Consider the following 24387-nt stretch of genomic DNA (forward strand, 5'->3'; position numbering starts at 1 on the left):
CGTTTTAAACATACGTTTGAAAAATCAATTTGTCAAGTTAGCGTTATCCTCTCTGTCGTCTACCGGGCTGCCTTCCACCAAACCCTGGTCCAGCCCCTCTTGGCGGCTGTCCAGAAACACCTGTTGCAGCCTCTGGTACGCTTTGTCTGCCTCTACCAGATAGAACAGATACAGGCGCACGTATTTGCGCTCGGTTAATTGCTGCACCAGTGTATGCTTCTTTGATGCTTCCCGTAATCGCGAAAAGCTGTGACTTGCCAGCGCAGGGTTGAACGCCGCCATACGCTCGCACTGCCACACCAGCCCATCGGCCCCCTCTAGATGCGCCACATGGCGCCTGGCGTCCCGCAGCATTTGCCGGCGCTGTTGCACTAGCTCCCGGTTTGACGGGCGCGAACTGATCACCCTGCGCACCGGCGGCAATGCCAGCAGCAGCGTCGTAACAAACACACCAAAACCCGCACCGCCCAGCCACGCCGGCAATAAGCCGAGCACGCCGCCAACAAAGAAAACAGCGGCAACGGCCACCGCCAGCAACCACAGATCTCGGCGCCTTCGCGCAGCAGAAATCCGGGCGTTATCCGGCCATTTCTCCATCGCCAGCAAGTCGTAATCGGCGAGCAGCACCCGGTCACATTGGCGCATCATCAATCGCAGCTGTCGCTGGTGGTTGGCGGCTTTGTCACGATTGCTGCCAGCGGAATCATCGCGGCTGCCCGCAGCGTCGGCAGCGTCGGCAGCCATTGCATCAGATGTCTGCTTGGCGCTTTCATTTGAGCCGATCGACGGTTGAGTGTTATTTTGAGTGCCCTGGCCCGCAACCGCCACAGCGTTATCCGCCACGGTCGGCGCCGGGTCTGCCGCCCGGCCTTGGCGCAATACCGCGGGCGCTGCGGCTGACGACGCCGTTGCAGGTGCCTGTCGCGCCTGGGTGCCTGTGTTCTGGGCCATGGGCAATTCCACCTGAAAATGTATGGACTTATTCAGATTAACGGCGTCGGCGGCAGAATCTTGAGGCGCGCGTTGTTCCTCTGGCGTCATCTGGTTATTCTGGCCCACCGTATGCTACGTCATCATTTTAACCGCACGAGGCTTTTCCCATGTTTACAGGCATTGTTCAGGGCATTGCGACCATTGAAGACGTTATCACTGCGCCAGGGCTCAGTACGTTTGCCATCGCCTTACCCGCCGGCAAAGCCGAAGGCGTGACCATCGGCGCCTCGGTTGCCATTAACGGAACCTGCATGACCGTCACCCGCCAGCAGGGCAATGTGCTGTACTTTGACGCCATGCAGGAAACCCTGCGGCTGACGACTTTGGGCGCTATGGTGGCCGGCAGCCGGGTGAATTACGAACGCGCAGCGCGCATTGGCGATGAAATCGGCGGGCATTTACTATCTGGACACATTCACACTCGCGCGCAGGTTGTCGATATCGTGCGCAGCGAAAACAACGTCAGCCTTTGGTTTGAAGTGCCGGCGGCCTGGGGCCACTATGTGTTTGCCAAGGGCTACATTGCTATTAACGGCGCCAGCCTGACCATCGGCGAAGTGCATGACAACCGCTTCAACGTGCATCTGATTCCAGAAACCTTGCGCGCCACGGTATTTGGTGAGACCAGCGTGGGCCAGAACGTGAATATTGAAATCGACAGCCAGACCCAAACCATTGTCGACACCTTGGCCCGCTTGGGTTACGACCGTCCTGCCATTTAATCCCGTTGCGTGATCGAAAGATGTGATTAAAAGCAGTCAAAAACGAGCACCAGCGCCTGGTTTTAACGGCTAGCTTCGAGCACCACAAATTTAGGGTTGGCGTCTAGCTGGCGCACCTGGGGGAAGAAGCGGCCAAGGCTGCGATGGTACCCCAGATGCCGGTTGCCCACCAGCAACAGTCGTCCACCGGGGCGAAGATGGCGGCGGGCAGCGGCAAACAGCGCTAGGGCGATATGATCACCCACGACCCCACCCTCGTGAAACGGCGGATTAAGCAGTATCAGATCGAACTCGCCGCCATCTGCGGCAATGCTGTCGGCATGGCGGAAAGAAAATGCGCTTTGAGGGAATTCGCGGGCGGCGTTGGTGGCGGCGCTTATAACCGCCTGGCTGGAAACATCGCTGAAGGTCAGTTCAAGGTGGCTGTTAGCTGCAAGGGCTGCCAAGCCAAGTACGCCATTACCACAGGCCAAGTCTAACACCTGCGCGCCTGGCGCCAACGCTGCGGCTGCCTGTGTAACGTGGGGCAGCAATGCCCGGGTGCCGATATCCAGCTTGTCGCGGGCGAACACCGCCGGCAGAGCTGAAACGCTCAGCGCTTTTGCTGTTTCAGCGCCCGCAGCAAGCGAGTAGCCCTGCCACGCCGAGGTCCAGCTTGTTAACTCTGCGCTCCCTTTACGACATATCACCACCCGCGCTTTTTTGCGCGCCGGGCACACCTTTTCGGTAACAACCGCCTGGGCAAATACGTCCACACTGCGGTCTGGCAGGTGTTTTATCATGCCACCAGCGAGTAGCACGCCGTTGTCTGCCAGCAAGGTATTTACCCGTCGAAGCAACCAGGCCAGGTAATCGCCATAGCGGGGAATGCGCATGACCACCAGATCAAACGGGCCGTTCAGTCTATTGGCGCTGTGCGAGCTGTTTGTTGCCGTTTCCTGCGCCAACACCGGGTCGTCGCACCAGCTCAGAGGCACTGGCTGATCGCTCAGATTGCTTTGCAGTGGTGGATTCAAAGCAAGATTGTGTGCCAGCACCCGCCCAAGGGCCGCGCTGTCGGCCAGGGTAATCGGCTGCAAATCCCATAGCCCTAGCGTAAGGGCGCCAAAGTTGTCATCCACCACCAGCACCCGCGGATGTTGTTTGCCCGCCGGCTGTTTATCCGCCAGCCATCCGTCCTCCATCCAATGCGTGGCCTGCTGCAACAGCAGTTCATCCGCTGAATCCCAGGCTTGAAGGCTGGCAACGTTGGCATTTGGCTTCGCTGCCTTATCAAGCGTTGGCGCAGGCGCCGCACGCTCCAGATTCAACGGCCATATCACTGACGAAAGGCCCGGTACACCGTAAACTTGTTGTTTTCTGCAAGGCGTTCAACCGGGCCAATACAACGACGAATCAAGGCCTCATAAGGCAAGAAGTTGTTGGCCACCAACCGCAGCTCACCGCCGTGTTCCAAGTGGCTGGCCAGGTCGCGCACAAAGCGCTCGGTCATGGTCATATCGGTGCGCACGCCGCTGTGAAACGGCGGGTTAGACACCACCGCCTGCCAGCGGCCGTCTAGCCCGGCAATGCCGTCAGACGCAATAATCTCGCCCCGCGCACCCACTCGGTCATAAGTCGCGCGGGCGCTCAGCAGCGCCTGGGACTGCACGTCTACGGCATCAACGCTTAGGTCCGTGTTTTCTTCAGTCTGCAACCAGGCGCCAATAACGCCGGCGCCGCAGGCAAAGTCGAGAACACGCAGGGCCTTGCCGGCCCGCGTCGGCGGTATACCGGGCGCCGCCCGAACCGACAGGGTGGTCAATGGGGTGCTGGCCAGGGTTTCCAGCAAAAGGCTTGTGCCCGAGTCTAGTTCGCCACGGCTGAACACACCGGGTAAGCCTGCTACATCGAGCTCCCGACCGGCAACGCTGACCTGACTCCAATCCAGCCAATCTGCAATGGCAAAGTGCGCAAGCGGTGTTACGTCTTCTGCGCACCACACCTGACAATGCCGCGCACTGTCAATTTTGTGCACCTGAGGCAAGGCCTCGCGCAGCTGTTTTACCGCGCCGGCAATGCCCTCTTTTTTCTCCCCCAACACCAGCAGGCGGCCACCGGGGCGCACCAGCCAACGCGCCAGCGACAGTCGCAGATCCAGCTCGGCGCGGGCCTTGGGCAAAAACACCACAACAGAATCGAAGGCTGCGGCGGTCAGAGCCAGGGCGTCATAGCCAAAGGCCACCGGCCAGCTGTCGGCCTGCTCGAGGGCCTGTGCGTATCCGGCGTGTTCGGTCATAGCCAGGCCAGTGCTGCCCAACGTTGCCAGCTCGGTCAGTAAAACCGGTGCAGTAGCGCCCAGCAGGGCGACCTTGCCGGTCAGATAAGAACGATTACGAAGCAGCGCTTCGTGGGAATTAGGTAATGCAGACATGGGCGTTCCGTAATTCAGGCTTTAATCAGGCGGCCGGAGCGCACCGGGCGAAGTACCATTTCATCCACCGATTGCTGGCGGGCATACTCGCTGGTGACAGCGTTGGATATGGGAATGCCCATATCCCGCATTATGCCGTCACGCAGGTCGTACACGAAGCCGTGCACGGTTAAGTCTTGGCCCCGTTTCCAGGCGTCCTGAACAATGCTGTTCTGGCACACGTGGTCCACCTGTTCAATCACGTTCAGTTCGCACAGGCGGTCGGCGCGGTCTTGCACACTGGTGATGGGTTCCAGAATGTGCCGGTAACGATCACGCACGTCTTGCACGTGGCGCAGCCAGTTGGCAATCAGGCCAAAGCCCTCGTTTAGCAAGGCGGCTTTAACACCGCCGCAGCCGTAGTGACCCACCAAAAGAACGTGTTTCACTTTCAACACGTCAATCGCAAACTGCAGCACCGACAGGCAGTTGAAGTCGGTGTGCACCACCACGTTGGCCACGTTACGGTGAACAAACAACTCGCCGGGCATCAGGTCCACGATCTGATTGGCTGGTACCCGGCTGTCTGCACAACCAATCCACAAATATTCTGGGGCCTGCTGATTTGATAACCGATCAAAAAACTGTGGGTCCTGTGCCTTAATACCCTCTGCCCAGGCCCGGTTTTTTTCCAGTAAATAATCCAGTTGCCCCATCTACGTGCTCCGATTTTTGAGTTAAGGCGAAGGATTGAACGGGAATTACTCCCGTTAATCAATACCTAGTTCACATCAGAAGCAGTTTCTACCGGCTCAGCGGGTGCCTGGTGAAGAGTTGTCTGCGCCAGGTCCAGTAATTCCCGCAGGGCCACAGAAAACATGGCGTATTCCGGCTCGGGGCTGCGTTTCAACTCGACCAACATCTCCTGCCAGCGGTCAATCATGGGCTGGTGACGGGCCATCCATTGATCCACGCACAGGGCCACATCATCCGGCTCGCCTGCTTGCTGCAGCACGCCGGTGGTCAGCGCCCGCTGCTGCCAGTTCAGGTCTTCACGGAAACTTTCCCGCGCCAGCGACTGCCAGTGGCTGGCTGGCACCAGCGCCGAGATGGCGCCGGCAAACCAGTTCAGCTGCAGACGTTCGCTGATTTCGTAGTACAAGCTGGCCACGGTTTTCAATGGCACGTCTGTCGCTTCCTGGGCTTCGATAATACCCAGCGACGAATACAGATAGTCAGTACCGGCCAGCACCGGCGCCAGATCTTCCGGCACTCCGGAATCCATCAGAGCCTGATGGCGCTTCTGCCAGAGTTTACGGGTTTGTCCGTTAAGGTAGTCTGGCAGGCCCGCAGTAATAGCCCAAACGCTGTCGGCAAAGCGCTCAATGTGATGGGCAATCGACAGTTCGGCGCGGCGATTACGCAAAAGCCATTTCACAGTGCGCCGCATCAGCCGCATCATTTCTTGCATCAGTTCTATCTGTAGCTGAGCGCTTACATGGAAATCCAGGTCTTCAATACGGTCCCACCAGGTGTCAACGCGGAACAGATCGCGGGCAATAATCCAGGCCAGGGCTATCTGCGCCGAATCGGCGCCGGTCGCTTGTTTGATGCTGTCGACAAAAATGATGCCCATGTGGTTAACCATATCATTGGCAATCTGGGTACCAATGATTTCCCGCCTTAGCTGGTGTTCGCCCAGCTCGTCGGCAAATTTGCGATTAAGCTCCCGCGGAAACACCTTGTACATTTCCCCCGCCAACAGCGGGTCATCAGGCAGGTTGCTAGCCACCAGGGTCTGTTTTAAGTCTGCTTTTACATACGCAATCAACACCGCGAGTTCCGGCCGTGTCAGGCCTTTACCAGCCTGCTTGCGCTGGTTCAGGGCCTCGTCGTCGGGCAGAAACTCCAGCTCGCGGTTCAGTTTACCTTCTGCCTCTAAGGAGTTCATCAGCCTACGACATTCTTCAATGCGTTTGGGGGCATCTTCGCTGGCGATGCTCAGGGCCTGGGTCTGGCGGTAATTGTTCTTCAGCACCAGCGCAGACACGTCTTCGGTCATGTCTTCCAGCAGCAGGTTGCGCTGTTTAGCGGTCAAGTCGCCCATCACAATGGAGCGATTGAGCAGAATCTTTATATTCACTTCGTGGTCTGAACAGTCCACACCGCCGGAGTTGTCAATGAAGTCGGTGTTCAAGCGCCCGTCTTTGAGCGCATATTCAATACGGCCGCGCTGGGTAAGGCCCAGGTTAGCGCCTTCGGCAACCACCTTGCAGCGCAGGTCGGCGCCGTTGATACGAACGCCGTCATTGGCTTTATCGCCGACATCGCTGTGGCTTTCACCGCCCCCTTTGACATAAGTGCCAATGCCGCCAACCCATAGCAGGTCTACCTGCGCTTTGAGGATGTGGGCAATCAGCATGTTGGGCGGCACCCGATCTGCTTTAATTCCCAGCAGGGCTTTGATTTCGGGGCTCAGCGGAATGGATTTCGTACTGCGGCTAAAAATGCCACCACCGGCGGATAGCAACTCGCTGTTGTAATCAGTCCAGGCCGAACGCGGCATTTTGAATAGGCGCAGGCGTTCTTTATAGCTCTTGGCTGCGTCTGGAGACGGATCGATAAAAATATGGATATGGTTGAACGCCGCTACCAAGCGGGTTTTTTCTGAGCTCAGCAGGCCGTTGCCAAACACGTCACCGGCCATGTCACCAATGCCCACCACGGTAAACTCGTCGTCCGCAGGGTTAATACCCATTTCCCGGAAGTGTCGCTCTACCGATACCCAGGCGCCGCGGGCGGTAATGGCCATTTTTTTATGGTCATAACCGTTGCTGCCACCAGAGGCAAAGGCATCACCCATCCAGAAGTCGTAGTCGGCAGACAAGCCATTGGCGATGTCAGAGAATGTCGCGGTGCCTTTGTCGGCGGCTACCACCAGGTAGTGATCGTCTGCATCTTGGCGCACCACGCTGAGCGGTGGCACAATATTGCCGTCTACCAAGTTGTCGGTAATGTCGAGCAACCCGCGAATAAAGGTTTTGTACGCTTCTTTGCCTTCGGCCTGGAAGGCCTCGCGGTTAGAGGCTTTCGGCAGTTGCTTGGCAACAAAACCGCCCTTCGCTCCCACTGGCACAATCACCGCATTTTTTACCTGTTGCGCCTTTACCAGGCCCAGCACTTCGGTACGGTAATCTTCAAAACGATCCGACCAGCGCAGGCCTCCGCGCGCCACTTTACCACCCCGCAGATGCACACCTTCGACCCGCGGCGAATACACGAATATTTCAAACATCGGCATCGGCAGTGGCATGTCCGGAATGCCGGTCGGATCCAACTTTACGCTGATGTAAGACTTGGGTTGGCCAGACTCGTCGGGCTGGTAATAATTAGTGCGCAGGGTGGAGTGAATCAGCTCCATATACAGCTTAAACACCCGATCTTCGCTCAGGTTTTCTACTTCTTCCAGCCCGGCGTTGAATTCCACCAGCAGTTTCTGCTGCGTAGCCTCGCGCTTGGCCGGGCTGTAGCCGTTATCCGGATTAAAGCGGGCTTCAAAGTAGGCCAGCAGAACTTCGGTCAGGTTCTTGTGGTGGAACAGGGTTCTGGCAATAAAGGTCTGGCTGTTGGAAAAGCGGATCTGGCGCATGTAACGGGCATAGGTGCGCAACAGCGCAATCTGGCGCCAGCTCTTGTAAGACGATTTCATCAGGCGGTTGAAGGCGTCGTTCTCGGCATCGCCGCGCCACACGCGACGGAAGAGTTCGTCAAACAGCGGGCGCAAACGCTGAAGGTCGACCGTGGCGCCGGAAACCGTGCGCAGAGTGAAGTCGTGCAGCCAGATCACTTCGCCATTGCGGCTGGTCATTTCAAAAGGGTGTTCGCTGAGCACGCGGAAGCCAAAGTTGTCGAACACCGGCATGACGTCTGACAAAGGTACCGGATGGTTTGGATAGAACAATTTAAAGTGAATGGTGCTGTCGTCTTCTTCCAGCGCCCGATAAAAACTCATGGCCATGTCGCCGGTTTTGGCGGCGGTGGCGACGTATTCCAGATCAATGGCGGCGCGGCGCGGCGAAAACATTTCCAGGTAACTGGCGGGGAAACCCGCACTCCAGGTACGCTTCATCTCGCTGCCTTTCTCTTCGCCCCAGGCCTCGGTAAGCGCTTCTAACAGCCCGTCACTCCAGGACTGCGCCAGCCCGATTACCTTTTGGCGAATCTCGGCCAGTGGCAGCTGGCGGTTTTCCATAGGCGGCACGCGAATGGTGAACTGTACCCGCGCCAGAACCGATTCGGAAAAATAAGTGACAAATTCAACGTCTTCGGCGCCCAGGGTTTCTACCAGAACCTGCTCAACTTTCAGACGCAGCTCGGTGTTGTAGATGTCCCTTGGAAAATAGGCCAGACAAGACACAAACTGGCCGTACACGTCTTCGCGCATGAACAGTTCAATGCGTCGACGTTCCTGAATGTACAGTATGCCGGTGGCCAGTCGCAGCAGTTCTTCGGTATTGAGCTGGAACAGCTCGTCACGGGGCAATACCGTCAGAATTTGGTCAAGCTCTTTGCCGGTGTAGTCGTCACGGGGGAAACCAGACTGCGTCATCACACTTTCAAATTTGCGGCGAATCAATGGAATCTGGTCCGGCCGCTCGTTGTAAACTCGAGCGGTATAAAGGCCCAGAAAGCGCCGCTCACCCACCACTTCACCCTTCTGGTTGAAGCGTTTTATGGCAATATAATCCGGGTAGGCCGGGCGATGTACGCGTGAGCGCTGGGCGGATTTAGCAAAGATAAACACATCGTCAGTGCGGGTCATTTCCTGACCGGTACGGTTGGGCAACTCACTTAAACGTACACACACGGGGCGTTCGTTGGTCACCCGCAATATGCCAAGTTCGGAGTCTTTTACCCGACGCACTTCCACGCCGTTTTTATCGTTTACAAAGTCATACTCGTCGTAACCCAGAAACGTGAAATGATCTTCTTGCAGCCAGGTCAAAAATGCCTGTGCTTCTTTTTTCTGCTGTTTGCTGATATCTCCAGCGGAATGCTCCAGCTCCTCGCGACTTTCGATCACTTTCGCGTTTACCCGGGGGAAGTCACCTACAGCGATGCGTACTTCGTGCAACACGCTCTGCAGTACCTGCTCCAGTTCGGCCATTTCTTCCGGCGCGCTGTGGCGATCAATTTCGATGGCAATAAACGCCTCTTGAGCACACTTAACCGGTGCAGTCCCGCTGGCATCTTTGCCGTGCAGATCGGCCAACTTGCCATCTTTATCGCGGCTGATCTGAAGCACCGCGTGCTGAATGGAATGGGTACCAATTTCGCGCTGGTTAATAGCAATGCGCAGTGAGTCAATCAGAAACGGCATGTTCGGATGAATGATAAAAATCATCGTATGCGTCGATGCCCACCCATCGCTTTCCAGATCCGGATTGAACACTGAAACCGGGGTCTCGTCCTGTTCGCGATGGCGAAGAAACTGCCAAGCTGCCATTACGCCGCCATAAATATCTGAAAATCGCCGCTTGACCAGTTCTTCCAGAGGTATCTGCGAGTAGTGTTGGCGGGCAAATTCGCTGATTCGGGTGGCTTCCGTTTTGGCAATCTTCTCGCCAAATGCCTCTTCTAGCAGAGAAAAAAATTGTTCCTTACTGGCCACTGTCAGCGCATTCATAGCGTACCTCTGGTTCGTGTAAACGATGGAGCTGGTATTTATACCGTTGTTATCGCACAAGGATATGCCAAGCGCTTGATTTTTGCCGGCATCTCCGCAAAATTACGGCAACTACTTATCAGTTGGATTGTTGTAGCATAGCTGTCTTTTATCGTTACCGGTCACGAGTACCTTGCCTATGTCATCGCCGTTATCACTACAGCAGACTTTTCTGAATCTTCAGAGCCAGCTGGAAACCCGTATTATTGGCCAGAAAATCCTGGTTAACCGTCTATTGATGGCTCTGTTGGCTGATGGCCACCTGCTGGTGGAAGGCGCCCCGGGGTTGGCGAAAACCACCGCCATCAAAACCTTGGCTGAATACGTTGAAGGTGACTTTCACCGCATCCAGTTCACCCCTGACCTGTTGCCTTCCGATGTGACCGGCAGCGAAATCTATCGCGCAGAAACCGGTCTTTTCGAATTCCAGCGCGGCCCGGTGTTTCACAACCTGGTACTGGCCGATGAAATAAACCGCGCCCCGGCCAAGGTGCAATCGGCGCTGTTGGAAGCCATGGGCGAACGCCAGGTCAGCGTGGGCATGAACACCTTCGCGCTGGAACCGCTGTTTCTGGTGATGGCGACGCAGAATCCGATAGAGCAGGAAGGCACTTACCCCCTGCCGGAAGCCCAGCTCGACCGCTTTCTGATGCACGTGTTGATTGATTACCCCGATGCCAGCGCCGAGCGCCAAATTCTGCATCTGGCGCGCCGCGACTTTCGCCAGCCTGCAGCCGCCGTTACCCGCCGTGTTAGTGTCAGCGAGGTGTTTGCCGCGCGCCAGCAAGTGGCCAACGTACACATGGCAGAAGCTGTTGAAGATTATTTACTGGCGCTGGTGTTGGCCACCCGTAACCCTGCAGAGCTAGGCCCGCAGATCGGCCCGGAACTTGCGCGCTGGGCCAGTTTTGGCGCCAGCCCGCGGGGCACTATCGCACTGGACCGTTGCAGCCGCGCCCAGGCCTGGCTTGACGGGCGCGACTATGTAACCCCGGACGACATCCGCAATGTGGCCTTTGACGTGTTGCGCCACCGGGTGCTGCTAAACTTTGACGCCCAGGCTGAGGGCATCAGCACCGACGATTTTTTGCGGCGACTCTTAGAATGTCTGCCGGTAACGGCATAATCCGCCCATGACTCACGGTAACGCATCCAATGTGTCGACCTCTGCCGCGCAGGCCAACGCAGCGCACGACATCGCGTTGCCATTGGCTGAGCTGGTAAAGCTGCAGGCAGACGCCCATACGCTGCGGCTGCCGTCGGCCAAGGCCACCCGCAGCCGCCAGGCCGGAGCTTACGCCTCGCCACAAAGAGGCCGTGGTATGGCGTTTGCCGAAGTTCGGCAATATCAGCCAGGCGATGACATTCGCGCCATTGACTGGCGAGTAACGGCAAGGCGACAACAGACCCATACAAAAATTTACGAGGAAGAGCGAGAGCGCCCGGTTCTGCTGTTATGTGACTTAAGCCCGTCACTGTTCTTTGCCAGTACCGGCGCCTACAAACAGGTGCGCGCCGCCCAGGCTACTGCCATGCTGGCCTGGGTTGCGCTTTTTGGCGGCGACCGGGTAGGCGGTCTGGTGTTCAATGGCCAACGGTTAACTTTGCAGCGCCCGGCACGGCGCAAGACCTCAGTGCTGCGACTGCTAGACAGCCTTGCCCGCCTACAACATCAGCCCGGCCAGTTTTATCCCACCCCGAGCGCGCCGCTAGCAGAGCCGGGGTCGCTGGATAACGCACTGGCTGAAGCCTGTCGTGTTGCGCGCACCGGCAGCCGAATTTTCATCATCAGTGACTTTATGCAGCTGAGCGAACACAGCGCTGGCTTGATGGGTAAGCTGGCTCAGCACAACAGCGTCAGCGCCGTTCATATCAGTGACCCGTTGGAGCAGGCATTGCCCCGGCACGGCCAGTTTGCGGTGGCCAGCGCCACTGGGCCGCTGTGGTTTGACGCCGCGGATAACACGTTTCGCCGGGCCTGGCAGCAGCGCATGAACCAACACCAGGAGCGATTGCAACATTGCCTGCGAGTGGCAGCGGTAACCAGCATTAGTGTTTCTACTGGCGAGCATCCACGCTTGGCGCTGCATGCGCTGATGGCCGGCGGGGGCCGCCTGGGATGAACACCCCTAACGCCACCCATACCGCCAACAATGGGGCCAACAACGCCGCCAACGCGCTGCAACAACTGCGCGATATTCATTTACCCGTGAGCGAAGGCTGGTGGCCGCCAGCGCCCGGCTGGTGGTTACTGGCCGCTGCAGGCTTGCTCTGCCTGGTGCTGGCCGTGCGCGGATGGCAACGCTGGCAGCAGCGCAACCGGCGCTGGCAAACTGTACAACGGGAACTGGCGACACTGCGGACGCAAACGCAAACGCAAACGCAATTGCAGAATAGCCCCGCCTGGTTCAGCCAACTTAACGCATTACTAAAGCGTGTGGCCCGTGACATCTACCCACTGCAGTCGATAGCTGCCCTGAGCGGCGACGATTGGGTCGCGTTTTTGCAGCACAGTAGCGATAACGCCGTTGAAGCAGACCTGGTTACCACCATGGTGGACGCCTGCTGGCAACCCCACAGCAGCTGCGACCCGCAGCACGCACTAGCCTTTGCTGGGCGCTGGCTGCAAGACCATAAAAAACAACTGCGGGGTGCGCCATGACACTGGCTTACCCCTGGGTGCTCTGGCTTGCATTGCTGCCGCTGGCGCTGCTTTGGCGGCGCCGCGCAGCCCACCCCGTGCAGGCGCCGGTAATGCCCCTGGGGCACTGGTTAACCGACATGCCTGGGGTATCCAGCCATAGCGCCAAAAATCCTGTATGGCTGCGTTTGCTCACACTGTCGAGCTGGTTGCTGTTGGTGCTGGCGCTGGCGCGGCCGCAAGTGGTGGGCGAGGCTCGGCAACTGCCGACAACAGGGCGCGATCTGATGCTGGTGGTAGACATTTCACCCAGCATGGACGAGCCGGACATGGTACGCCAAGGCCGACGGATTAACCGGTTACAGGCGGTAAAACAGGTGCTGGCCGAGTTTATTGATCAGCGCCAGGGCGATCGCCTGGGCCTTATTCTGTTTGGCAGCCAGGCCTATGTACAAGCACCCCTGACCTTTGACCGAACAACGGTAAACATTCTGCTGCAAGAAGCCGGCCTCGGCATGGCCGGGAACGCAACCGCCATTGGCGACGCCGTTGGCCTAGCGGTGAAGCGCCTGCGCGAGCGGCCCCTGGAGCAACGAGTTGCCATTGTGCTGACCGACGGCGCCAACACCGCCGGCGAAATAACGCCTGACAAAGCCAGTGAGCTGGCACAGGCCAGTGCCGTGCGGCTTTACACCATCGGTATTGGCGCCGGCGCGGATAGCGCCATAACCGGACTGCTGCAGCGCAATCCGTCACGGGATCTAGACGAGGCCCTGCTAACGCGCATGGCGCAGCAAACCGGCGGCCAATATTTTCGCGCCCGTAATCTGGCCGAGCTTGGCGGTATTTACACCAGCATTAACCAGCTCGAACCAGCCCTCCAGGAAGGTCAGTTTTACCGACCGGTGCGCGAATATTATGTCTGGCCGGCGGCGCTGGCCGTAACGCTGTGGCTGTTTGCGCTCTTGTTCCGCCGCTACCAAAAGCTACGTCAGCAACCGCTTCGCCAAGGCCCCGAAACAGAGAAACAGCCCCATGTCTGAGCTGATGATTTTGCAGTTACAGTGGCTGCGGCCCTGGTGGTTTTTGCTGTTGCTGGCCACACCGCTGGTGTACTGGCTTGCCCGGCATCGCGGTGACGGCGACAGCGGCTGGCCGGCACTGATACCCCGGCATCTTCTGGCACCGCTGCTGCCAGAGCCGCGACACAGCGCTGCAGACCAGCGAAGAGTGCCAAGAAGAGCGCTCAGAAGAGTGCCACGGATCGCCAGCCCGCTGGCAGCCTTGCTGGCGTTTGTGCTGATCAGTCTGGCCTTGGCTGGCCCAGTGTGGCGCCAGGCGCCAAGCCCCGCGGCACCACCCGCCAGCAGCCTGGTGATAGTGCTGGACATGTCGCTGTCGATGCTGGCCACCGACGTGCAGCCCAACCGCCTGACACTGGCCAAACGCAAAGTTCGCGACATTCTTGCCGCGCGCCAAGGCAGTCTTACAGCTCTGGTGGTGTACGCCGCAGACGCCCACAGCGTAACGCCCCTCAGTGACGACAGCGCCACGACCGAATCCATGCTCGCCGTTCTGGACCCGCTGATGATGCCGGCGGCCGGCAACCGCGCCGACCTGGCAGTGCGCAAGGCCATGGAGCTGCTCGAACGCGGAGCACCGGGCAACGGCCGTATTTTGTTAATCACAGACGACGTGCAACCCCGTTACCGCCAGGCCATTACCGAGCTGTTGACAGGCAGCCGTTTCCAGCTTGACACCCTCACCGTTGGCACCCGCGCCGGTGGCCCGATCCCCCTGGCCGAGCGCGGTTTTATACGCGACGGCGACCGCATTGTGATCAGCCAGGCAGCGCCCGAGACATTAGCGCAGCTGGCGGCGGCCAATGGCGGCAAGAGCGCGACCCTGACGCTGGATGGCCGTGACCTCAGCGCGCTGGCGGTCAGCGGCTTAAACGCGGCTTTCACCAAGACCGACGCGGCACGGCTTGATCCTGCAAAAACACGCCAACAGTTACAGTGGCAGGAAGACGGCTACTGGCTACTTTGGCTGGCCCTTCCCTGGTTACTGCTGATCTGGCGCCGCGGCGCTTTAGCGCTGTTCGCCCTGGCCTTGCTACCTACCCTGCCGCAGCCTGCGCAAGCCCTTAGCTGGGGCGAGCTGTGGCAGCGTGAAGACCAGCGCGCAAAAGCTCTGATAGAGCAGGACCCAACGCAGGCCGCAAAGCAGCTGCAAGCGCCCGAATGGCAAGGTTCAGCGCTCTATCGCAGCGGCGAGTTCGAGGCCGCCGGTGAGCGCTTCGCCGAGGTGCCCGGAGCCGACGGCGCCTACAACCGGGGCAACGCGCTGGCCCAAGCGGGCGAACTGGAATCTGCCATTTCCGCCTACGACCAAGCACTCACCCTACAGCCCCAACACACGGACGCCCTTGCCAACCGAGCGTTGGTTTCCGACTTGCTCCAACAACAGAAACAGGAGCAGCAGCAAGAACAAGGTCAACAGCAAGATCCGTCATCCGGACGGGACCCGGGCTCTGACAACCAGGACGGGCAGCCGCAGAACAGCGAAAATTCCGAGAATACAAAGAACTCCGAAGATTCCGGGAGCTCCAAGAGCCCGGGAAAAGGTAAAAACGGGCGCGATCAGCAATCTGACAACAACGGCGATAGCGCAGAGCTCGATGCCGAACTTGATAAAAAATCAGGGAACGAGCCAGAGAGTGAGTCCGGTAAAGAGCCTGGCCCGGAACAGGCCCCGGCAGATACCCGTGAAGCCCCGTTGAGCCAGAGCCAAGAGCAGTATTTAAGGCGGGTGCCAGATGACCCTGGCGGTCTGTTGCAGCAGAAATTCCTTCAGCAATACCGGCAACGGCAGACACCAGCAGATAGAGGCGATACGCCATGGTAGAGCGAAACAACAAATTCTCGGCGCCGTTGCGGCGACATGATTATGGCGATTACAGCGATTGCCGTGGCTTTGGTCGGTTTTTGATCATCGTCTTTTGCCTGCTGGCGTTGCCGGCATGGGCGCAAAACCCGACTGCAGACGTGCGGAAGAGTTTTATAGAGCTCTCCACCGACAAAGCCGAACTTTATGTGCAGGAGCAGCTGCTGCTAACGGTACAACTGTACTTCAGCAATGAGCTCATCCGCGGCGAACTGTCGGAACCGGTCAGCAATAACGCGGTGATTGAATCCTTAGGCCCACAGCAGGAATACTCGCGGGTTCGGGGTGATCAACGCTACCGTATGATTGAGCGCCGCTACGCGGTTTACCCGCAGACACCGGGCCAACTCAGCCTAGCGCCCCTCGAATTTGAAGGCAGCTTTCGCGGCGCCAGCGGCCGCCTGCAGATCCTGCGCAGCAACGAACAACTGTTTGACCTGCCGGTGAAAGACATACCGCCGCTATTCAGCGGCAGCGTCTGGCTACCCGCCACAGGGTTAACGCTGGAAGAAAGCGGGCTCCCCAACGATAACCGCGTCACCAGCGGTGCAAATCTGACCCGCCAGCTAACCCTGCGCGCCAACGGTTTGCCAGATGCCACGCTGCCGCCCTTTCCGGCTCAGACAGCGCCCGGGTTGCGCAGTTATCCAGAGCCTGCCAAACGCGCCACCGACATCAGCGCCGACGGCCTGATGTCTATACTGCAACAGTCCAGCGCCCTGGTGCCGGTGCAAGCCGGCGAGCTGCACCTGCCCGAGGTGCGCGTTCCCTGGTGGGATACCGCAAGCGATTCAGAAAAAGTCGCGATTATTCCAGCGCGCATGCTGGTGGTTGCGCCCGGTTCAGACTTCGATGCTCAGGCTCAGATTCAGGCCCAAGCTCCGGCGGTCACCGCTATCGATGAAAAGCTGAATAACTCCGCTAGCGACGCAGATCCAAAGTCGGATATGAACGGCCAAAACACCACTGGCGGCGGTGCTTTCTGGCCTTGGCTGGCGTTGTTTATGGCCGTTGGCTGGGGTATTACCGCAGGTTTGTTCTGGCGCGCAAAGCGCTCGCGTTATCGAGCTAACAAGGCAGCCGCGAGCAACCTCGGGCCAGACGATTCAGGGCTCTACAAGGAACTGCTGGCCGCTGCCGGCAACAACAATCCGGACACACCGCGGCTGTTGCTGCGCTGGATGAATCTCCAGTATCCGGACAAGGGATTTCAAAGCTGGCGCCAAGTGGCGGAGTTCTGTCATTTGCCGCCGCTAACTGACGCTCTAACCAAGCTTGAACAGCGGAGTTATGGTACGGGGCAACCGTTGGAAGACAAGGCGTCAAATAACCCGGCACAGCTGCAACAGGCGATTCGTGAGCTAGGGCGCAGGCCTGTCAGCCAGGCGGAAAACAACGGTCTATCGCCGCTATACCCGCCTGCCATTGACGCATCGCAGCAATAGCGCCACTCAGGTACAAGCCATTGCAAGCCACCGCGGTAGCGAAAACGTAGGCGGCGCTACCGCGGCAAGGCCATGCTCATTCGATCAATAGACTATCAATCACTAACGTCAGGGGTGTTTGCTCACCAGCGGCTACGGTAGCCGGCGCTGCCAAGCTGCCCTGCCAGTCGCCGGCGCGGGCCATAACACTGCTACTGGGGCTTAGGCGCGCCGTGACCATCACTTTTTCAACCGAGGAAATCGTATTCTGCGGAGACATTGCCAAGGAGTCATCCAGACGGATCTCCAACGGCATGTCAGCGGCTGTGAAGCGTGCAACCGCCAGCGGTGGGCCGCTGTTAACGTTGGCCTGGCGGGCAAACACGAACAGCGTGGTATCGGCAGGTACGTCGTTCAAGAAAGCTTCGTCCAGGCTAACGCTGACGGTGACACCAGGGCCGTCACTCTTTAGGGCCTGAGCCGACTGCTGGTCGGAAGCCTGAATCGATGCCAGAAAACTCTCAGGCGGTGTTTCGCCCAAGCGGTTGTAGGCTTCGGTAATACCGCCCGCAATAGAATCGCGCTGCGGGTGGTCTGGCGCCACCTGAACAATACGCTGCCAGAAGCCAATCGCCTCGCGGTAGTTTTCCTGGCCAAAAGCGCTGATGCCCAGCAGACCAAGGGCATTAACCTCGTTTGGGTCGAGCTCCAGCGCGCTGGTGATGACCTGTTGCACCTCTGCGTTCATCGCGCCTTGGTATTGGAAAAACATTGCCTGACCAGCCAGGCCCAAAGCCAGGGCACGGGACGGGTCGTCACCGCCGGCACGCTCTACGCTTTGCTCCAACCGCTGAAACGCCTGTGCCGCCTGCGGGTATTTTTCCATGCGCATATAGGTTTGCCCCAGCATGGCCCAGCCGTCAGGGTTGTCCGGGCTGGCTTCCAGCTTAGTCTGCAACTGCGCCGCAAGCGACGCCATCTGTTGCTCGCGGTCGACGTCATCACCGGCCCCCAGCTGCTCCATGGTAATGAACTGCTCTACCTGATCCATAGCACCCCAACGCTCATACAACACAAGGGTCAAAGCGGGAATCGCCAAAATGGACAACAGTGCCACCGCCATCCCGGTTTTACGGCCAGGGGTTGAGGCGGCAGGCGTTTCATTTTCAGGAATGTCATCGAGCATGGAACCACCAAGCTCGGTTTTTAGCTGTTGATAGTTGTCTGTATCAAGCACGCCGGCTTCGTATTCGGCGTCTAGTTCCTGCATGCGTGAGCGGTAAGCCAGCAGATTCTGATTGCGCTGGTCTAGCTGCTGGCTCCGGCCAGAGCGGTGGAAAAAAACCGGATACAGCACAAAGGCCAATGCCAGCACGATTAATAAAGATGCGGCAATCCAAAACATATTGCTCATGAAAATCCCGTTACCGATGAGAGAAAATCGTTAAATGTGATTGCGGTTTGTTCTGGGCGTTACGCCTGTGAATCCGATTTGCCGTTGTGCCCGTCCATAATTTTCTCCACCCGCGCCCGTTCCTCGGCGCTCAGCTCACTGTCAATCTGGTTGTTGCGGCGCGAACGCAAAACAATACCACCCACAATTAAAAGGCCGCCAAGCACTGAAATGGCTGGTGTTGCCCATAACAGCAGGGTACGTTTTTCTAATAAGGGCTTGTAGCGGATAAACTCGCCAAACCGGCCTACCAGCGAATCCATGATTTCTACGTCGCTGGCGCCGTTTGTCATCATCCGATAGACCTCGTCACGCATGTCTTCGGAAATCGGAGAATTAGAGTCGGCAATGTTCTGGTTCTGGCACTTGGGGCAGCGCAGCTCGGTGATCATGGTCTGGTACCGCTGCTGTTTTTCCTCAGTATCGAAACTATAAACGTCGCGCACTACCGCCTGTGCCGGCAGTGCCAAAACAATCAGCAGGGCTGCCAACCATGCCGGTGCAAAGCGGCTGAATAGCCTGAAAATCGCCATCAGTACTGGCCTCCCGCCTGGTTCAAGAGAGGCCGTAATGTCTCCTCCCACACCTGCTTGTTCACCACGCCCACGTGGCGATACAGCACCGTGCCGTCAGCACCAATTACAAACGTTTCGGGAGCACCATACACACCCAGATCAAAACCCAGGCTGCCTGTGGGATCATAAATACTGGTGCTGTAGGGGTCGCCCAGGCGCTCTAGCCATGTTTTGGCCTTGGCACGCTGGTCTTTGTAGTTCAGCCCCACAATGGGCACGCCTTCGTTCTTGGCCAGCCACATCAAGTCAGCATGCTCGTCGCGACACGACGGACACCAGGTGCCCCACACATTTAACAGGCGGGGCTCACCCTGGAACACCTGCTGGCTGACTTGCACCTCTGGCCGGTGCAGATCCTCAAGGGCGAACTCCGGCATGGCTTTACCGACCAGGGCTGAATCCAGCTTTGTCGGGTCTTTGCCGATGCCGGAAAACAGCAACACGCCTAAAACCAGAGCCACCAGCAACGGTAAAAACAACAGAACCCGCTTCATCAAGACCGAGCCTCCGACGTCATTGCCGATTTTGTAACAGAAGTCATCGCCGGATTTGCGACAAGCGAACCACTGTCGGCAGGTTTTGCTTTTCGCTCGGTTGCCCGTTCGCGGATACGGTAGCGTTTGTCACTAACCGCCAGGAAGCCGCCAAGCGCCATTATGAACGCCCCCAGCCACAACCAGCGAATCAACGGTTTGTACTGCAGCCGAATGGCCCAGGCGTTGTCTGAGATGCGTTCACCAATGGCGACAAAAATGTCACGGGTAAAGCCTGCATCTATGTCTGCTTCGGTCATCACGTTCATGCCCACCGAATACTGGCGTTTTTCCGGGTGCAATTCAGCCACTTTACGGCCGTCCAACAACACGTCAAAACCACCGTATTGGGCGGTAAAGTTCGCACCCTGGCGCTGGCCAATGTCAGTGAACACAAACTGATAGTCACCCACGGTGGCAATATCGCCCAGCTCCATACGCACGTCGCGCTCAATGCCGTAGTTGGACACCACTGTTGCGCCGGCGATGGTCATCGCCAGGCCCAAGTGCCCCAGCACCATGCCGTAATAGCTGCGCGACTGGCGCTTGAGCCCATGCATCCGGCCCTTACGTGAGTTCGACTTGTCCAACAGGTCCCAACACGTGGCCACAGCCACCCACACCGCGGTGAAAATGCCAAGAAAAGCCATAATCTTGAACTCGCCGTAACCGACAATCGCCGCGGCGCTGATCAGAATGCTGAGGGCCAGCGGCCACAGCAGTTTGCGCGCCAACCAGCCAGCGTCGGTTTTCTTCCAGCGTGAAAAAATACCAACACCCATTAACAGCCCGGCGGCGATGGCCAGCGGAGTAAAGGTCAGATTGAAAAACGGCTCGCCAATAGACAGCTTGCCCATATCCAGTGAGTCCAGCACCAGCGGATAAAGCGTGCCCACCGCCACCAGCAAGGTAGCCGACACCAGCATGACGTTGTTCAGCAGCAGGAAAATTTCCCGCGACATGGAACCGAAACGCGCGCGCACGTGCACAGTGGGTGCGCGAACCGCGTACAGAATCAGGCTGCCAATCACCGTGATGGCCAGCAAAACCAGCAGGAAGGTGCCGCGCTCGGGGTCAGAGGCGAAAGCGTGCACCGAGGTCAGTACGCCAGAGCGCACCAGGAAGGTGCCGAGCAGGCTCAGGGCAAAGGTCACAATGGCCAGCAACACAGTCCAGCTTTTGAACACACCGCGTTTTTCCGTCACCGCCAACGAGTGCATCAGTGCGGTACCCGACAACCAGGGTAACAGCGACGCGTTCTCGACCGGATCCCAGAACCACCAGCCGCCCCAGCCAAGCTCGTAATAGGCCCACCAGCTGCCCAGAGCAACACCGATAGTCAGAAAGGCCCAGGCAACAGTGGTCCAAGGCCGCGACCAGCGCGCCCAAGCGGCGTCCAAACGGCCGTTAATCAGTGCCGCAATGGCAAAGGCAAAAGCGACTGAAAAGCCCACATAGCCCATGTACAGCATAGGCGGGTGGATAATCAGGCCAAAATCCTGCAACAACGGGTTCAGGTCGGCGCCGTCTGTGGGAATGTTTGGCAGTATTCGCTCAAACGGATTCGAGGTAACAACGATAAACAGCAAAAAACCGACGCACACGATGCCTAAAACCGACAGCACTTGGGACACCATCACCGCAGGCAGGCGCTGCGAAAACACCGCTACCGCCAGGGTCCAGCCCGCCAGCATCAGAATCCACAACAGAAGAGAACCTTCGTGGCCGCCCCACACCGCACTGAATTTGAAATACCAGGGCAACAGGCTATTGCTGTTGTTGGCAACATAAGCCACCGAGAAATCATCGGTAAGAAAAGCGTAGGTCAGAATGCCGAAGGCCACGGCGACAAATACAAACATGCCCGCCGTCAGCGGCCTGGCAAACGCTTGCAAGCTATCACGGCCGGTGACCGAGCCCACCATGGGCACCACCGCCAGCAACACCGCCAACAGCAGCGCCAGAATGAGTGCAAACTGTCCGAGTTCCGGATACATCATACTTTCCATACTCCACATATTTGCCATACACCACTCATTTGCCACACACCCCTGCGTATCGGGCGTTTAACGGGCATCAGTTGGTCAGGGTTTTGGTAGCTTCAACCGCGATATCGCGACTTTCGGAGGCTTTTGCCAGAGCGTCAGCCACTTCCGGTGGCATGTAGTTTTCATCGTGTTTGGCCAGTACCTGGTCGGCCACAAACACGCCTTCGCTGTTTAATCTACCCATGGCCACAATACCCTGCCCTTCGGCAAACAGGTCAGGCAGGATGCCCACGTACTCAACGGTGACCGATTCGGTAAAGTCAGTCACCTTGAAAGCCACTTTCAGGCTTTCCGTATCGCGCAGCACAGACCCTTCTTCCACCATGCCGCCAGCACGAATGCGCACATCCGCCGGTGCTTCTCCCGCGGCGATCTGGGTAGGATCATAAAATAGATTGATATTCTGGCGCAGGGCGTAGGTGGTCAAGCCTACCGCCACAGCAAGGCCGGCCAGCAGGAACAGCACAATGGTCAAACGTTTTTTACGGATCGGGTGCATGGTTTTTCAGCCACTCAGTCTTGGGAAACATCAACACGGGTGAAGCTAGCCGCTGTCGCTGGCGCCGTGTCCGAATCTGGTTTTGGCGCCCGCGACGAGCGGGAACCGGCGTGCTGACGGCAGCTTTGCAGCACCGCATTGCGGCGCCGATAAGAACCCACCATCAGCACCGCCATCAATACAAAAAATACACCGTAACTAGCCCATACATAGGGACCATGGCCTTCCATTGCCAAAAACGCACCGAAGGAATCAAACGCCATTATCTAACACCTTCATTCACATGGAACAGGTCCTGTACCCAGCGGGTGCGCTGTTCACGTATCAGAATTTCCGTCTGCATACGCAGACACGCCAGCCAGCCAAACAATAGATACAGGCCAATGACCGACAACAGAAGCGGCACCCACATTTCCGCCGGCATGCTGGGCTTCTCTGTCAGCTTGAAGGTGGCCGGCTGATGCAGAGTATTCCACCAATCCACAGAGTATTTGATAATCGGAATGTTCACCACGCCCACCAGCACCAATATGGCCACGGCGCGGGCCGCCGATTTTTCATCATTAATGGCGCGGTCAAGAGCGATCACCCCACCGTACAGAAACAACAGGATCAGCATCGATGTCAGCCGCGCATCCCAGATCCACCAGGTGCCCCAGGTGGGCTTGCCCCAAACCGCGCCCGTAAAAAGCGATATAAAAGTGAGCACCAGGCCCACCGGTGCTGTAGCTTTAACAAACACATCGGCCAGCTTCATGCGCCACACCAGTGTAACCACCGCAGCCGAGGCCATCATGATGTAAATCGACTGGGCCAAAAACGCCGACGGCACATGAATAAAAATGATGCGGTAGCTGTTGCCCTGCAGGTAGTCCTTAGGCGCAAACGCCAGGCCCCACACCAAGCCAGCGCCGAGACACAGCAATCCCAGTACCAGCAACCAGGGCATTAGCCGGGTGGCAATCCCGTAAAACCATTTTGGTGATCCCAGCTTGTGAAAAAATGGCCACATCAGTTAAATACCTTGCCTCTGTTTGAGTCGGTTTGTCAGCTGTTTGACAGGCTGACTTTCAGAGCCGCTGCGCTGGCAAAAGGCGCCAGAGTCAAAGCCAACACCAGAAACGCGCCCAGCAACGCCAGATAGGCGCCAACCGGGGCACCTTCGGCGGCGGCGGCAACAGTGCCGGTACCGAAAATCAGCACCGGAATGTACAAAGGAATAATCAACAGGGACAAGAGTACACCCGCTGATCGCAAACCCAGAGTTAACGCCGCACCAATCGCACCGATCAAACTAAGAACAGGTGTACCAATTAGCAGCGTTAGACACAAAATAGCGATAGAGTTCCCGTCCAGATGCACCATTACACCCAAAACCGGCGTTAACAACACCAGCGGCAATCCGGTTAGCACCCAGTGCGCCATGGTTTTGGCCAACACCAGCAAAAACAGAGGCTGTGGCTGCAGCACCAGCTGCTCCAGTGTGCCGTCGTCAAAATCGTGACGAAACAGATGATCCAGTGACAAGAGCACTGACAACAGTGCCGCCACCCACAAAATGCCGGCCCCGGCTTCCTGCAAAAATGAGATTTCCGGGCTCACGCCCAGCGGAAACAGGGTGACCACCATCATGAAAAACAGCAAAGGGTTGAGCAAATCCTGACGCTGGCGAAAGGCCACTTTCATGTCGCGAGCGAACACCGCTTTCATGGCCTCAATTGAACCGACGGCCTGATCCAGGGGTTTAATCATCATAACCAACGGCCCCCGGTGTGAGTACCAGTCGCTTCGTACCTGCAATCTGTACGTTGTGATGGGTGGTAAACACCACGGCACCGCCCTCAGCGGCACGCTCTTGCAGCAGGTTTTCGATAGCCACCACGCCGCTCGCATCGATGGCGGTGAACACTTCATCCAGCAGCCAAAGGGGTTCGTCGGCAACCAACAGACGCGCAAGCGCCACCCGCCGTTGCTGACCGGCTGAAAGGTGCCGGCACGGCACCTGTTCGTAGCCCGCCAGACCGGTCCTGGCAAGCGCCTGCATAAGGGCTTTGTTGCCCATCGGGCGGCGACCGGCCATCAGCGCCCGCAGGTTTTCCAGCGGCGACAGCAACGGCTTTATGCCCGGCCGGTGGCCCAAATACAGCACATTGCGTAAAAACGACTCACGCACGCGGGAACGCGGCTCGCCACACCACAACAACTGGCCCGCCCAGGCATCGCTAAGACCGGCCAATATACGCAACAAAGTGGTTTTACCGGAGCCGTTGGCACCCTCGACACGGGTCACAGTTGCGGGCAGTATGGAAAACGATAAATCATGGAACAGTTCCCGCTTGTCGCGTTCACACTGTAAATTGATCGCCTGTAGCAGCGGTTCAGACATCCGGGCCCCGGTTCCGTATCGATGCAGCGTAGGCTGGCATCGTGTGTATT

Annotated in this window: 21 protein-coding genes; 7 read left to right on the forward strand and 14 right to left on the reverse strand. The window is 57.9% G+C overall.

From position 1 onward, the window contains the following. Positions 1–24: 24 nt before the first annotated feature. Positions 25–1041, reverse strand: a complete 1017-nt coding sequence (locus tag MELB17_RS03035; RefSeq protein WP_007348663.1) for a hypothetical protein — start codon at positions 1039–1041, stop codon at positions 25–27. A 59-nt stretch (positions 1042–1100) separates the two neighbouring features. Here MELB17_RS03035 and MELB17_RS03040 point away from each other — a divergent pair, with 59 nt between their 5' ends. Beyond that, entirely contained in the window at positions 1101–1715 is a 615-nt protein-coding gene (locus tag MELB17_RS03040) for a riboflavin synthase (protein WP_007348664.1), read from the forward strand. Between the two features lie 62 nt (positions 1716–1777). On the opposite strand, the gene MELB17_RS03045 is transcribed toward MELB17_RS03040, so the two are convergent. From MELB17_RS03045 to MELB17_RS03060, 4 genes are all read right to left on the reverse strand, one after another. Further along, entirely contained in the window at positions 1778–3037 is a 1260-nt protein-coding gene (locus MELB17_RS03045) for a class I SAM-dependent methyltransferase (RefSeq protein ID WP_007348665.1), read from the reverse strand. Further along, positions 3034–4128 carry a class I SAM-dependent methyltransferase gene (locus MELB17_RS03050; protein WP_007348666.1) on the reverse strand — a complete coding sequence of 365 codons (1095 nt, stop codon included), beginning with the start codon at positions 4126–4128 and terminating at the stop codon, positions 3034–3036. The genes MELB17_RS03045 and MELB17_RS03050 overlap by 4 nt, the downstream gene beginning before the upstream one ends. Positions 4129–4142: 14 nt before the next feature. Beyond that, positions 4143–4823, reverse strand: coding sequence for a carbonate dehydratase (can, locus tag MELB17_RS03055; protein ID WP_007348667.1), 681 nt, complete (start codon positions 4821–4823; stop codon positions 4143–4145). A 65-nt stretch (positions 4824–4888) separates the two neighbouring features. Next, entirely contained in the window at positions 4889–9793 is a 4905-nt protein-coding gene (locus MELB17_RS03060; RefSeq protein WP_007348668.1) for an NAD-glutamate dehydrogenase, read from the reverse strand. 178 nt (positions 9794–9971) lie between these two features. Between MELB17_RS03060 and MELB17_RS03065 the strand changes: the two genes are divergently transcribed. The 6 genes from MELB17_RS03065 to MELB17_RS03090 are packed head-to-tail and all read left to right on the forward strand — an operon-like array spanning position 9972 to position 16864. Then, positions 9972–10958 (forward strand): AAA family ATPase, encoded by a 987-nt coding sequence (locus MELB17_RS03065; protein WP_007348669.1) that lies wholly within the window; start codon positions 9972–9974, stop codon positions 10956–10958. A 7-nt stretch (positions 10959–10965) separates the two neighbouring features. Next, positions 10966–11955 (forward strand): DUF58 domain-containing protein, encoded by a 990-nt coding sequence (locus tag MELB17_RS03070; RefSeq protein WP_007348670.1) that lies wholly within the window; start codon positions 10966–10968, stop codon positions 11953–11955. Further along, positions 11952–12494 carry a DUF4381 domain-containing protein gene (locus MELB17_RS03075; RefSeq protein WP_007348671.1) on the forward strand — a complete coding sequence of 181 codons (543 nt, stop codon included), beginning with the start codon at positions 11952–11954 and terminating at the stop codon, positions 12492–12494. Before MELB17_RS03070 ends, MELB17_RS03075 begins: the two co-directional genes overlap by 4 nt. After that, entirely contained in the window at positions 12491–13516 is a 1026-nt protein-coding gene (locus tag MELB17_RS03080) for a vWA domain-containing protein (RefSeq protein ID WP_007348672.1), read from the forward strand. Before MELB17_RS03075 ends, MELB17_RS03080 begins: the two co-directional genes overlap by 4 nt. Then, on the forward strand, positions 13509–15380 hold the full coding sequence (locus MELB17_RS03085; RefSeq protein WP_007348673.1) for a VWA domain-containing protein: 1872 nt from the start codon (positions 13509–13511) through the stop codon (positions 15378–15380). The genes MELB17_RS03080 and MELB17_RS03085 overlap by 8 nt, the downstream gene beginning before the upstream one ends. Beyond that, a complete protein-coding gene (locus tag MELB17_RS03090; RefSeq protein WP_007348674.1) occupies positions 15374–16864 on the forward strand; it encodes a BatD family protein in 1491 nt (496 codons plus the stop codon). The genes MELB17_RS03085 and MELB17_RS03090 overlap by 7 nt, the downstream gene beginning before the upstream one ends. Before the next feature lie 76 nt (positions 16865–16940). On the opposite strand, the gene ccmI is transcribed toward MELB17_RS03090, so the two are convergent. From ccmI to ccmA, 9 genes are all read right to left on the reverse strand, one after another. Then, complete coding sequence (ccmI, locus tag MELB17_RS03095) at positions 16941–18257, reverse strand: c-type cytochrome biogenesis protein CcmI (RefSeq protein WP_007348675.1); 1317 nt, start codon at positions 18255–18257, stop codon at positions 16941–16943. A gap of 59 nt (positions 18258–18316) precedes the next feature. Next, a complete protein-coding gene (locus MELB17_RS03100) occupies positions 18317–18829 on the reverse strand; it encodes a cytochrome c-type biogenesis protein (protein WP_007348676.1) in 513 nt (170 codons plus the stop codon). Next, positions 18829–19365: a DsbE family thiol:disulfide interchange protein gene (locus tag MELB17_RS03105; RefSeq protein ID WP_007348677.1), complete on the reverse strand. Its 537-nt coding sequence runs from the start codon at positions 19363–19365 to the stop codon at positions 18829–18831. Before MELB17_RS03105 ends, MELB17_RS03100 begins: the two co-directional genes overlap by 1 nt. Further along, positions 19365–21401 carry a heme lyase CcmF/NrfE family subunit gene (locus tag MELB17_RS03110; RefSeq protein WP_036183395.1) on the reverse strand — a complete coding sequence of 679 codons (2037 nt, stop codon included), beginning with the start codon at positions 21399–21401 and terminating at the stop codon, positions 19365–19367. The genes MELB17_RS03105 and MELB17_RS03110 overlap by 1 nt, the downstream gene beginning before the upstream one ends. Positions 21402–21480: 79 nt before the next feature. Beyond that, positions 21481–21951 (reverse strand): cytochrome c maturation protein CcmE, encoded by a 471-nt coding sequence (ccmE, locus tag MELB17_RS03115; RefSeq protein WP_007348679.1) that lies wholly within the window; start codon positions 21949–21951, stop codon positions 21481–21483. A gap of 14 nt (positions 21952–21965) precedes the next feature. Next, positions 21966–22214, reverse strand: coding sequence for a heme exporter protein CcmD (gene ccmD, locus MELB17_RS03120; RefSeq protein ID WP_007348680.1), 249 nt, complete (start codon positions 22212–22214; stop codon positions 21966–21968). Next, on the reverse strand, positions 22214–22963 hold the full coding sequence (locus tag MELB17_RS03125) for a heme ABC transporter permease (protein ID WP_007348681.1): 750 nt from the start codon (positions 22961–22963) through the stop codon (positions 22214–22216). Before MELB17_RS03125 ends, ccmD begins: the two co-directional genes overlap by 1 nt. Before the next feature lie 35 nt (positions 22964–22998). Beyond that, positions 22999–23706, reverse strand: coding sequence for a heme exporter protein CcmB (gene ccmB / locus MELB17_RS03130; RefSeq protein ID WP_007348682.1), 708 nt, complete (start codon positions 23704–23706; stop codon positions 22999–23001). Further along, complete coding sequence (gene ccmA, locus MELB17_RS03135) at positions 23696–24337, reverse strand: cytochrome c biogenesis heme-transporting ATPase CcmA (protein ID WP_007348683.1); 642 nt, start codon at positions 24335–24337, stop codon at positions 23696–23698. Before ccmA ends, ccmB begins: the two co-directional genes overlap by 11 nt. Positions 24338–24387: the final 50 nt, after the last annotated feature.

Source organism: Marinobacter sp. ELB17, assembly GCF_000169375.1.
In the GTDB taxonomy this organism is placed as follows: domain Bacteria; phylum Pseudomonadota; class Gammaproteobacteria; order Pseudomonadales; family Oleiphilaceae; genus Marinobacter.

What these genes read in the sequence shown, in the direction of transcription:
- MELB17_RS03085 (WP_007348673.1), top strand. Translation starts at nt 13,509, where the DNA reads ATGTCTGAGCTGATGATTTTGCAGTTACAGTGGCTGCGGCCCTGGTGG.
- MELB17_RS03075 (WP_007348671.1), top strand. Translation starts at nt 11,952, where the DNA reads ATGAACACCCCTAACGCCACCCATACCGCCAACAATGGGGCCAACAAC.
- MELB17_RS03110 (WP_036183395.1), bottom strand. Translation starts at nt 21,401, where the DNA reads ATGTATCCGGAACTCGGACAGTTTGCACTCATTCTGGCGCTGCTGTTG.
- ccmB (WP_007348682.1), bottom strand. Translation starts at nt 23,706, where the DNA reads ATGATGATTAAACCCCTGGATCAGGCCGTCGGTTCAATTGAGGCCATG.
- MELB17_RS03060 (WP_007348668.1), bottom strand. Translation starts at nt 9,793, where the DNA reads ATGAATGCGCTGACAGTGGCCAGTAAGGAACAATTTTTTTCTCTGCTA.
- MELB17_RS03035 (WP_007348663.1), bottom strand. Translation starts at nt 1,041, where the DNA reads ATGACGCCAGAGGAACAACGCGCGCCTCAAGATTCTGCCGCCGACGCC.
- ccmI (WP_007348675.1), bottom strand. Translation starts at nt 18,257, where the DNA reads ATGAGCAATATGTTTTGGATTGCCGCATCTTTATTAATCGTGCTGGCA.
- MELB17_RS03050 (WP_007348666.1), bottom strand. Translation starts at nt 4,128, where the DNA reads ATGTCTGCATTACCTAATTCCCACGAAGCGCTGCTTCGTAATCGTTCT.
- MELB17_RS03105 (WP_007348677.1), bottom strand. Translation starts at nt 19,365, where the DNA reads ATGAAGCGGGTTCTGTTGTTTTTACCGTTGCTGGTGGCTCTGGTTTTA.
- MELB17_RS03080 (WP_007348672.1), top strand. Translation starts at nt 12,491, where the DNA reads ATGACACTGGCTTACCCCTGGGTGCTCTGGCTTGCATTGCTGCCGCTG.
- MELB17_RS03065 (WP_007348669.1), top strand. Translation starts at nt 9,972, where the DNA reads ATGTCATCGCCGTTATCACTACAGCAGACTTTTCTGAATCTTCAGAGC.
- MELB17_RS03040 (WP_007348664.1), top strand. Translation starts at nt 1,101, where the DNA reads ATGTTTACAGGCATTGTTCAGGGCATTGCGACCATTGAAGACGTTATC.
- MELB17_RS03125 (WP_007348681.1), bottom strand. Translation starts at nt 22,963, where the DNA reads ATGTGGCCATTTTTTCACAAGCTGGGATCACCAAAATGGTTTTACGGG.
- MELB17_RS03090 (WP_007348674.1), top strand. Translation starts at nt 15,374, where the DNA reads ATGGTAGAGCGAAACAACAAATTCTCGGCGCCGTTGCGGCGACATGAT.
- ccmE (WP_007348679.1), bottom strand. Translation starts at nt 21,951, where the DNA reads ATGCACCCGATCCGTAAAAAACGTTTGACCATTGTGCTGTTCCTGCTG.
- ccmA (WP_007348683.1), bottom strand. Translation starts at nt 24,337, where the DNA reads ATGTCTGAACCGCTGCTACAGGCGATCAATTTACAGTGTGAACGCGAC.
- can (WP_007348667.1), bottom strand. Translation starts at nt 4,823, where the DNA reads ATGGGGCAACTGGATTATTTACTGGAAAAAAACCGGGCCTGGGCAGAG.
- ccmD (WP_007348680.1), bottom strand. Translation starts at nt 22,214, where the DNA reads ATGGCGTTTGATTCCTTCGGTGCGTTTTTGGCAATGGAAGGCCATGGT.
- MELB17_RS03100 (WP_007348676.1), bottom strand. Translation starts at nt 18,829, where the DNA reads ATGGCGATTTTCAGGCTATTCAGCCGCTTTGCACCGGCATGGTTGGCA.
- MELB17_RS03070 (WP_007348670.1), top strand. Translation starts at nt 10,966, where the DNA reads ATGACTCACGGTAACGCATCCAATGTGTCGACCTCTGCCGCGCAGGCC.